The organism is Variovorax sp. GW823-FHT02B07 (genome assembly GCF_058797695.1).
In genome coordinates this window covers 39,748-49,082 of the sequence record NZ_JBXAJX010000005.1, presented here as the reverse complement: position 1 = coordinate 49,082, position 9,335 = coordinate 39,748, and the positions used below count along the sequence as shown (strand labels likewise).

General features: G+C 71.3%; 9 protein-coding genes. 3 read left to right on the top strand and 6 right to left on the bottom strand.

Features of this window, described 5'->3' with window-relative positions; all coding sequences use genetic code 11:
* Positions 1-46: 46 nt before the first annotated feature.
* The 3 genes from AC1RGU_RS23775 to AC1RGU_RS23765 all read right to left on the bottom strand — a co-directional run bounded on the left by AC1RGU_RS23775 (position 47) and on the right by AC1RGU_RS23765 (position 2,747).
* Positions 47-1,336 (bottom strand): type II toxin-antitoxin system HipA family toxin, encoded by a 1,290-nt coding sequence (locus AC1RGU_RS23775; protein ID WP_492698620.1) that lies wholly within the window; start codon positions 1,334-1,336, stop codon positions 47-49.
* 49 nt (positions 1,337-1,385) lie between these two features.
* A complete protein-coding gene (locus AC1RGU_RS23770; protein WP_062481916.1) occupies positions 1,386-1,694 on the bottom strand; it encodes a helix-turn-helix domain-containing protein in 309 nt (102 codons plus the stop codon).
* A 132-nt stretch (positions 1,695-1,826) separates the two neighbouring features.
* Entirely contained in the window at positions 1,827-2,747 is a 921-nt protein-coding gene (locus AC1RGU_RS23765) for a tetratricopeptide repeat protein (RefSeq protein WP_159279218.1), read from the bottom strand.
* Positions 2,748-2,783: 36 nt separating this feature from the next.
* Here AC1RGU_RS23765 and purE point away from each other — a divergent pair, with 36 nt between their 5' ends.
* From purE to AC1RGU_RS23750, 3 genes are read left to right on the top strand one after another with little or no spacing between them, the layout of a single operon-like run.
* Positions 2,784-3,329 carry a 5-(carboxyamino)imidazole ribonucleotide mutase gene (gene purE / locus AC1RGU_RS23760; RefSeq protein WP_492698355.1) on the top strand — a complete coding sequence of 182 codons (546 nt, stop codon included), beginning with the start codon at positions 2,784-2,786 and terminating at the stop codon, positions 3,327-3,329.
* Positions 3,326-4,528: a 5-(carboxyamino)imidazole ribonucleotide synthase gene (locus AC1RGU_RS23755; RefSeq protein WP_492698353.1), complete on the top strand. Its 1,203-nt coding sequence runs from the start codon at positions 3,326-3,328 to the stop codon at positions 4,526-4,528. The genes purE and AC1RGU_RS23755 overlap by 4 nt, the downstream gene beginning before the upstream one ends.
* Positions 4,525-5,526, top strand: coding sequence for an L-threonylcarbamoyladenylate synthase (locus tag AC1RGU_RS23750; RefSeq protein ID WP_492698352.1), 1,002 nt, complete (start codon positions 4,525-4,527; stop codon positions 5,524-5,526). Before AC1RGU_RS23755 ends, AC1RGU_RS23750 begins: the two co-directional genes overlap by 4 nt.
* A 24-nt stretch (positions 5,527-5,550) precedes the next feature.
* Here the strand turns inward: AC1RGU_RS23750 and AC1RGU_RS23745 are convergent, their stop codons facing one another.
* The 3 genes from AC1RGU_RS23745 to AC1RGU_RS23735 form a co-directional block, all read right to left on the bottom strand.
* Positions 5,551-7,146, bottom strand: a complete 1,596-nt coding sequence (locus tag AC1RGU_RS23745; protein ID WP_492698351.1) for an alpha/beta hydrolase family protein — start codon at positions 7,144-7,146, stop codon at positions 5,551-5,553.
* 127 nt (positions 7,147-7,273) lie between these two features.
* Positions 7,274-8,698, bottom strand: a complete 1,425-nt coding sequence (gene dacB, locus AC1RGU_RS23740) for a D-alanyl-D-alanine carboxypeptidase/D-alanyl-D-alanine endopeptidase (protein ID WP_492698349.1) — start codon at positions 8,696-8,698, stop codon at positions 7,274-7,276.
* A 7-nt stretch (positions 8,699-8,705) separates the two neighbouring features.
* On the bottom strand, positions 8,706-9,293 hold the full coding sequence (locus AC1RGU_RS23735) for an NUDIX hydrolase (RefSeq protein ID WP_070063371.1): 588 nt from the start codon (positions 9,291-9,293) through the stop codon (positions 8,706-8,708).
* Between the last annotated feature and the right edge of the window lie 42 nt (positions 9,294-9,335).

The following is a 9,335-nucleotide window of genomic DNA, read 5'->3' as shown; positions in this document are numbered from 1 at the left end:
GCCGTGGCCGGTGCGAAGACAGGCCCGATGGCGCATCCGGGCTTCTTCAGGCCGCGAGGCTGGCGAGGGCCACGCCGCCCGCGAGGCGCGCCTCGACGCAGCGGCGCACGCTGGCGGGCGTGCCGTCCTGCGCCAGCAGCGCGGGCCAGTCGGCCTGGGCCTGGCGCACGGTGTCGCGCGCGATGGCCATCAGACGCGCCGGCCGCAGCAGCCCGGCCGTGCGCAGCAGCGCCTCCAGCGCCGCCCCGTCGAAGGCACGCAGCGTGGCGTCGATGGCGCGGTTGACGCCGTAGTCGCGCGCCGGCACGTCCTCGAAGAAGGCGGCCACGCAGACCGGGTCATACAGCGGCGCGAGCACCGGCGCCACGCCGTCGGGGTAGCGCAGCGCCCAGTTCTTCAGGTGCGCGTCGCTGTTGCCCAGCAGGATGAAAGCGACCAGGCGGCGCACGCACTCGCGCACGTCGGCCACCGGGTTCGGCGACAGGCGGTCGAGCACGCGCAGCATGGCGGGCCAGTCGGTGGCCAGGCCGCGACCGTACTTCTGGCGCGGCTCGTACTGCAGCACCTGCGCGAACTCTTCCATGTGGATGCGCCCGCCCTCGGGCGTGCGGTCGAAGCGGCGCACCGCCAGGATCTGGGCGAAGGGCACCAGCTCGGGCAGCTCGGCGTCGGCCCGGTCAATCACATGGGCCTGCGCGCAGTCGAGGCCGAGCGCGCCGCACAGGCGGTAGCCGGTGTATTCGTTGGCGACCAGGTCGGGGTGGCGCGTGCTCGGCAGCTTGAGGATGAACGAGCCCGCCGCGCCGTGGCGCTTGACCACGTAGCGCCGCCCGTCCTGCACCGCCGAGAACTTGGTCACCACGCCGGGGATGGCGGCGGCGTCTTCCACCGGCATCTCGACGAAGCCGGGTTCGAGCACGTCGAGCCCCAGCGCCGTGTGCCAGTGGCGCACGGTGTCGGGAATGCCCTCGGACGTGGGCACCGGCTCGACCTCGAGCGCGCCCATGAGGTCGTGGCCGGCGGCGGCCAGCAGCTCGAACTCGTCGTCGGCCGCGCAGCCACGCTGCTGCGCCAGGCGCTCGCGGTTGTGGCCCTCGGGCAGCAGGTTCTGGAAGTAGCTGGGCCAGCGGCCATCGCTGCGCGACACGCGGGCGTCGCGCGCCGAGGCCAGGATGGCGCGCGTGGCGGCCTCGTCGGCGCCGCGGTACGCGAGGGACAGCGTGGGCCGGCCCGCATCGGCGATGTAGGCCTCGTCGAAGGACACGCGCAGGATGTCGCCGTACTGCGAGAGGTAACCGATGGCGCGCCGCCCGCCACCGGGCAGGTGCAGGTGCATCCGCAGGTAGCGGATGCCGGTGTTGAAGGCGGCGCGCGTGCTCACCGCCTCACCGGTTCTCGTCGGCCAGGCTCTGCGCGATGGACGGCGGTGCGCCCACGCCCGCCGGCTGGCCGAGCAGGCGCCCGCCCGAGCGCACGAAATCTTCGAGTTGCGGGCGCAGGCTGGCGGGCACGGGCATCAGCTCGAGCCCCAGCACGCGCGCCATTTCGAGCAGCGTCGACAGGCGCGGATCGATCTGCCCGCTTTCGATGCGCTGCACCGTCATGCGCGACAGCCCGGCGCGCGTGGCCAGCGCCTCCTGGCTCAGGCCGCCGGCCTTGCGGGCTTTTTCGAGTTCTTCGGTCAGTTGGAGCATTGCAATGCGCTTTTATCGGAAATTGAGTAGCAATGCTATCTATATGGGGCGGTGGCGGCAACAAAAAAGCGACCCTCAGGTCGCTTTCTTGTTCAATTGCGCACTGAAAGGCGCAATGCGTCGTTCAGCCGTTCAGCTCAACACCACGCTGCTGAGGCGGCGACGGTAAGTGGCCACGACCGGATCGTCCGGCGGAATCTGCCCGTCGGCGACCTTCACCTTCGGCGGCTCGATCACGTCGAGGATCGCGATGTAGGTCTTGCGCGCGAGGTCTTCGCTCCAGCTCTTGTCGCGCATGAGGATGTCGAGCAGCTCGTCCATCGCGTCGGTCCAGCGCTGGGCGGCCATCAGCAGGCGGGCGCGGTTGAAGCGGGCGTCGAAGTCGCGCTTGTTGGCCGCGATCTTGTCGTCGAAGTCGCCCAGCGTCGGCGCCGAGCCGGTGACCGGTGCGGCGAAATCGATGGCGTCCATCCAGCGCTGCAGCGAATCGAAGCGGCGCACCAGCGTGGTCTTGGCGATCACGGGTGCGAAGGCGACCTTGGCGTCGTCGATGCGGCCTTCCTGCAGCAGCAGCTTGATGTAGTCGAAGCGCGCGTCGTCGTTGGCCGGGTCGGTGGCCACGGCGTGCTGCAGCTTCTCGAGCGCGCCCAGGGTGTCGCCCTCGGCTAGCGCTTCCTGCGCGGCGGCGCCTTCCGAAGCCGCCTCGGCCTCATCCGCGCCCGGCACGTGCTTGTCGAGGAATTCGCGAATCTTCTCGGCCGGAATGGCGCCCACGAAGCCGTCCACCGGCTGGCCGTCCTTGAACATCACGCAGAACGGGATGCTGCGCACGCCGAACATCTCGGACAGCTGCGAGGAAATCTGCGGCACCTTGTCGGCGTCCAGCTTGGCCAGCGTGAAGCGGCCGGCGTACTCGGTTTCGAGCTTTTCGAGCACCGGGCCGAGCTGTTTGCAGGGGCCGCACCATTCGGCCCAGATGTCCAGCAGCACCGGCGTGGCGACCGAGCCTTCGATCAGCTCGGCCTGGAAATTTTCGAGAGTGATGTCGATCATCGGGAACAGCTGGGGGTGAAACGTAAAATTGAAACCATGAACGAAACCATTCAGGTCGGTGTAGTGATGGGCTCGAACTCCGATTGGGAGACGATGCGCCACGCGGTCGAGATTCTCCAGCAATTCGGAATCAGCCACGAAGCGAAGGTGGTCTCGGCCCACCGGATGCCCGATGCGCTGTTCGCGTACGCCGAAAGCGCCGCCGGGCGCGGGCTCACGGCGATCATCGCCGGGGCGGGCGGCGCGGCCCACCTGCCGGGCATGCTGGCGTCGAAAACCACGGTGCCGGTGCTCGGCGTGCCGGTGGCCAGCCGCCACCTGCAGGGGGTCGATTCCCTCTACAGCATCGTGCAGATGCCCAAGGGCGTGCCCGTGGCTACCTTTGCCATCGGCACCGCCGGCGCGGCCAACGCGGCGCTGTTCGCGGTGGCGATGCTGGCGGTGAACAACCCGGCGCTGCGCGCCAGGCTCGACGCCTTCCGCACGGCCCAGACCGCCGCTGCCGAGGCCATGGTGCTGCCGCCGCCCGAAGCGGGCGCGGCGGTGTCGCCCTTCTCGCCGCAAGGCGGGGGTGCACTGTGAGCACCGGCCATTCGGGCCATGCCGGCGATTTGCCCATCCTCCCGGGTGCCACGCTCGGCGTGCTCGGCGGCGGCCAGCTCGGGCGCATGTTCGCGCACGCGGCCCAGCGCATGGGCTACTTCACCGCGGTGCTCGACCCCGATGCCGACAGCCCCGCCGGCCGCGTGAGCCACCACCACATCCACACCGACTACGCCGACGTCGACGGCCTGGCCCGCCTGGCCGGCCTGGCCGATGCGGTGACAACCGAGTTCGAGAACGTGCCCGCGCCCTCGCTGGAGCACCTGGCGGTGGCGCGGCCGGTGTCGCCCGCCGCCTCGGCCATCGCCATCGCGCAGGACCGCATCGCCGAGAAGGCGCACTTCACGCGCTGCGGCGTGCCCTGCGCGCCCTATGCCGTCATCGAGACCGCGGAGCAACTGGCCGCTGTTGAGGACCAGCTGCTGCCCGGCATCCTCAAGACCGCCCGCCTGGGCTACGACGGCAAGGGCCAGCAGCGCGTGAAGACGCGCGCCGAGCTGGTCGAGGCCTGGCAGGCCGCCGGCTGCGTGCCCTGCGTGCTCGAGAAGATGCTGCCGCTCGAGTTCGAGTGCTCGGTGATCCTGGCGCGCGGCCGCGACGGCCAGATCGTGCACTTCCCGCCGCAGCGCAACCTGCACCGCGACGGCATCCTCGCCGTGACCGAGGTGCACCCGCAGAACATGCCCAAGACCGTGGCGCAGGGCGCGGTCAATTCCGCCAAGAGCATCGCCACCGGCCTCGATTACGTGGGCGTGCTGTGCGTCGAGTTCTTCGCGCTGGCCGACGGTTCGCTGGTGGTGAACGAAATGGCGCCGCGCCCGCACAACAGCGGCCACTACACCATGGAGGCCTGCGACGTGTCGCAGTTCGAGCTGCAGGTGCGCACCCTCGCCGGCCTGCCGCTGACCGCGCCGCGCCAGCATAGCCCCGCCGTCATGCTCAACCTGCTGGGCGACCTCTGGTTCCCGGGCGGCGAAGGCGACGGCGCCAAGCCGGTCGCGCCGCGCTGGAGCGAGGTGCTCGCCCTGCCCGGCACCCACCTGCACCTGTACGGCAAGCTGGCACCGCGCCGCGGCCGCAAGATGGGCCACCTGACCCTCACCGGCGCCACGCTCGAGAGCGTGCGCGCCAACGCCTCGCAGGCCGCGCTGCTGCTGGGCCTGCCGGCGCTCGCATGATCCTCGACGGCCACGCTCCCGACGCCATCGCCGAGGCTGCGCGCGTGCTGCGCGTGGGCGGGCTGGTCGCCTTCCCGACCGAGACCGTCTACGGCCTGGGCGCCGACGCCAGCAGCGACACCGCCGTCGCCGGCATCTTCGCGGCCAAGGGCCGGCCGGCCGACCATCCGCTGATCGTCCACGTGGCGGCGGGCGCCAAGGGCGCGCAGGCGCTGTCGCGCTTCGCCCAGCCGCTGCCGCCTTTCGCGCAGAAGCTCGTGCAGGCCTTTTGGCCCGGCCCGCTCACGCTGATCGTCACGCGCCAGCCCGGCGTGGGCACGGCGGCGGCCGGCGGGCAGGACACCATCGGCCTGCGCTGTCCCGCGCACCCGGTCGCGCAGGCGCTGCTCGAAGCCTGCGCCGAGCAGGGCGTGCCCGGCCTGGCGGGGCCCAGCGCGAACCGCTTCGGCCGCGTCAGCCCGACCACGGCGCAGCACGTGCACGACGAGTTCGGCGACGCGCTGCTCGTCGTCGACGGCGGCGCCTGCGAAGTGGGCATCGAATCGACCATCGTCGACTGCAGCCGCGGCGCGCCCGTGCTGCTGCGCCCGGGCCTCATCACGCGCGACCAGATCGAGGCCGCCGTCGGCGAGCCCCTGCGCGACCGCGAGGTGCTCGACACGCCCGACCCACGCGCCTCGGGCACGCTGGAGGCGCACTACGCGCCCGACGCCAAGGTGCGGCTGATGGACCCCAAGGCCATCCAGACCGGCCTCGATGTGCTCGGCGCCAACGCCGCGCACATCGCCGTGTGGACGCGCAGCAACGTGCGCAGCCGCTCGCAGCGCGTGTTGCTGCGGCGCATGCCCGACGACGCCGCAGCCACCGCGCAGCAGCTGTTCGCGGTGCTGCGCGAGTTCGACGCGCAGGGCGTGAAGCTGATCTGGGTCGAGACGCCGCCCGACACGCCCGAGTGGGAAGGTGTGAAAGACCGCTTGCAGCGCGCTGCAGCGGCCTGATCAACGCCTCTCAGGCTGCGGGGCTCAGCCCCCGGCCGCCAGCACACCCTGGAAGAACCCGCGCGCTGCCGCCAGGCAGAACGGCGGCGCCAGCGTGCCGTGGTAGGCCGCGGTCACGGCGCGCGCCTTGTCGGTGGCGCTGCCCGGCGTGCTCTGTGCCAGCAGGTCTTTCGCCTGTGCGAAGCCGGCGCGTGCCGCCGAGTAGCTGTCGGTGGTGCCGCGGTCTTCCAGGTCGACCACCGCGAGCGCGGCGGCGGGCATGCCCTTGGCGCGGAAGTAGCCGGCCGTGGCGCGCGTGCTCAGGAAGTTCACGGTCGGGTCGTTCGCGCCGCTGCACAGCAGCATCGGCTTGGTCGGCACCCAGTTGCGCAGGTCGTTGGCGATGGCCGCCTTGCGGAAGCCCGTGGCGGGCTTGCAGTCCAGCGGCGAGGCCGAACTCAGCGACGCGGCCGTGGCCGGCAGCGCGTTGCCGGGGCAGGGAGTCGACTGGATGTCGGTGGCCGCCTGCGTGAGGAAGCTCTGCTTGATGAGGTTGTTGGCGCCATAGAAGATCGCCAGCTCGGGGCTCACCGGGCCCGGCTTGCCGTCGGCCGGGAACAGCGCCAGCTGCGGCAGCTTGCCGCTGGAGAACAGCGTGCCCGGCGTGAGGGTGGGCAGCAGGGTGTCGATGCCGGTGGCGTACTGCGCTTCGTAGACGTCGCTGGTGCTGTTGTAGACGTTGCCGAACTGCTGCTGCCAGCTGGTCGACAGCAGCGGCACGAACAGCGTGGCGCCCAGCGCCGGCCAGCCCAGGTAGGTGTAGTCGGTCAGGAGGCTGATGGCCGAGGGCGCGGCCAGCGGGGCCGAGGCCGTCACGGTCTTGCCGGTGGCCTGCATCTCGCGGTGCGCGGCCATCGCCACGTAGCCGCCCTGCGAATAGCCGGTGATGAACAGCGAGCCGGCGTCGTTCGCGCCGATGTCCGAGAAGGTCTTGCGCGCCGCGGTGAGCGCATCGACCATGTCCTTGCCCTGCTGCTCGCCGTTGAGGTACGGGTGGTAGGGCAGCGTCGACTTGTCGTAGCCCGCGTAGTTGGGCGCCACCACGATGTAGCCCTGCGCCGCGAACATGGCCGCCACCATCAGGCCCTCGCCGGCGGCCGGCTGGGTGGTGTCGGTCCACTTGGCGAGGTTGTAGTTGCGCGCCGGCGTGGTGCCGTGCGCGTACAGCACCACGGGGCGCGCGCCGCTGCAGGCCACGTCGGAACCCGAGGGCACCATGATCGCGGCGGTGGCGTTGGTGGCTTCGTTCTTGCCGCCGACGGTGCGGTATTCGAGGTAGCGCATGTCGACGCCGCACTTGGGCGCGCCGGTGACCTGCAGCAGCGCCTTGCCCTGGTCGGAGGCCTGCAGGCTGGCCCTGAACTGGTCGGCCGTGAGCTTGGTGCCCTGCTCGGGCGGGCTGGTGACGACCGTGCCGCGCCCGGTGTCGCTGCCGCCGCCCGGCGGCGGAAAGCCGATGCCGATGCCGCCCCCACCACCGCCTCCGCCGCAGGCGGCGAGCAGCAACGTGGCGCCGGCGAGCGTCGCCGCGGCGGTGACCCGGCGGGCCGAGAGGGAGGAATGCCGTGGATGCAAGGTCAAGACGCGTCTCCTGGAGTTGTATCGAAAACGAACGAGCGTCCGATTCTGGGCAGCGCCATGGCCGCGCGCAAGCAGCGTTTGCGAGCAGAACCTATTCAGTAGCGGGCCGCCTCGGGCCCCGTCCGAGTCACTGGTCCTGCGCGGTCCAGTCGATCAGCGCGTCGAAGGCGGCGCGCGCGGCGCCGGCGTTCTCGCCGTTGGCGATGGCCACCAGCACGTAGCGCCGGCCGCTCGCGCCGTGCACGTAGCCGGCCACGCCCGAGGCGTCGCGCAGCGTGCCGGTCTTCAGGTGGGCCGCGCCGCCCGAGCGCAGCGTGCGCCGCTTCAGCGTGCCGTCCACGCCCATCGCGGGCAGCGAGGCCACCAGCTCGGGCATCACGGGCGAGCGCCACGCCACCTGCAGCATCTTGCCGAGCGCGGCGGCGCTGATGCGCTCGTCGCGCGACAGGCCCGATCCGTTCTCGAACACCGGCGAGGCCTCGCCGGTGCCGATGCGCTCGCGCCACCACTGGCCCAGCGCGCTGCGCGAGGCCTCGAAGGTGCCGCGCTGCTTCTGCGTGAGGCCCAGCGTGAGGAACACCTGCTGCGCCATCACGTTGTTGCTGTACTTGTTGATGTCGCGCACGACCTCGGCCAGCGGCGGCGATTCGAAGTCGAAGGCCGGCTTCAGGCCCGCGGGCACGCGGCCCTCGCGCATCTGGCCGCCCACGCGCCCGCCCATCTCGGCCCACATGCCGCCGATGGCGCGCAGGCTGTAGGTGCGCGGATCGGCGTAGGCCACGGCCCAGCTCTTCTCGCCGCAGCCCGTGGGAAAGCCGCCGTTGAAGCGGATGCGGTTCACGTCGCTGAAGTCGGGCTTGAGCGCGCCGCGCCAGTCGCCGCATTCGCCGGGCGCCAGCGGCACCGTGGGCGGCATCGCCACGCTGGCCAGCGGGGGCTCGTAGCTCACGCGCGCGTACTGGCCGGCGCGGTCGGGCGCGAAGGTCATGTTGACCGACTTGAAGTTCACCAGCAGCGCGTCGGGCGAGGCGTTGTAGGGGCGCAGCGGCTCGCCGTCGAAGGCGGCCGGGTCGTTCTCGACCGTGGTCTCGAAGGCGCTGCGGTCGATCACGATGTCGCCGCTCACGGTGGTGATGCCCAGGCCCTGCACGTGGCGCAGCAGCAGCCACACGCGCTCCAGCACCAGCTTGGGATCGCCCTGGCCCTTGATGTAGAGGTTGCCGTTGAGCACGCCGTTGGCCACCGTGCCCTCGACGTAGACCGGCGTGTTCCAGCTGTAGGCCGGGCCGAGCAGGTCGAGCGCCGCGTAGGTGGTCACCAGCTTCATGATCGAGGCCGGGTTCACCGGCACCTGCGAGCGCCAGGCCAGTCGCGGCGCGCGGCTGGCGTCGGCATCGGCCACGAGCAGGGTCACGGCCTCGCGCGACACCTTGGCGCGCGCGAGGGCGGCATCGACCTGGGGCGGAAGGGCTTGCTGGGCGAGGGCGCCGGCCGGGGCCAGCAGGGCGAGGGTCAGCGCGAAGGTCTGCGCACGGCGGGAGGCAAGAGGCATCCGCGGATTATCCCGGCGGGAACACGTGCAGCTTCGCGTGGTACAGCAGCATGATCGTCTTGGCGTCGGCGATGCGGCCGTCGGCCACCATGGCCAGCGCCTCGTCGATGCCCAGCTCGAGCACCTCGATGTCCTCGCCCTCTTCCGCCAGCCCGCCGCCCGCGCCGACGCGCATCGAGGCCTCGTAGGGCGCCACGAAGAAGTGCAGCTTCTCGGTCACCGAACCCGGGCTCATGAAGCTCTCGAACACCTTCTGCACGGTGCCGAGCCGGTAGCCCAGTTCTTCTTCCACCTCGGCGCGGATGCGTTCCTCGGGCGCGGCGTTGTCCAGCAGGCCCGCGGCCGCCTCGATCAGCAGGTCGTCGTGGCCGTTGACGAAGGCCGGGTAGCGGAACTGCCGCGTGAGCAGCACCGTGCGCTGGCCCAGGTGATAGGGCAGCAGCGTGGCGCCGTTGCCGCGGTCGTAGGTCTCGCGGTGCATGCGCTGCCACTCGCCGTCGTTGCGCCGCCAGTCGAAGGCGGTGGTGCGCAGCGTGTACCAGTTGTCGGACAGGAGGGTGACTTCGTGCACCCGGACGCGGTCGTGAATGGTCATGGCGGCGAGCATAGAACCGAGTTCGTGCAATATCAAGAAGAT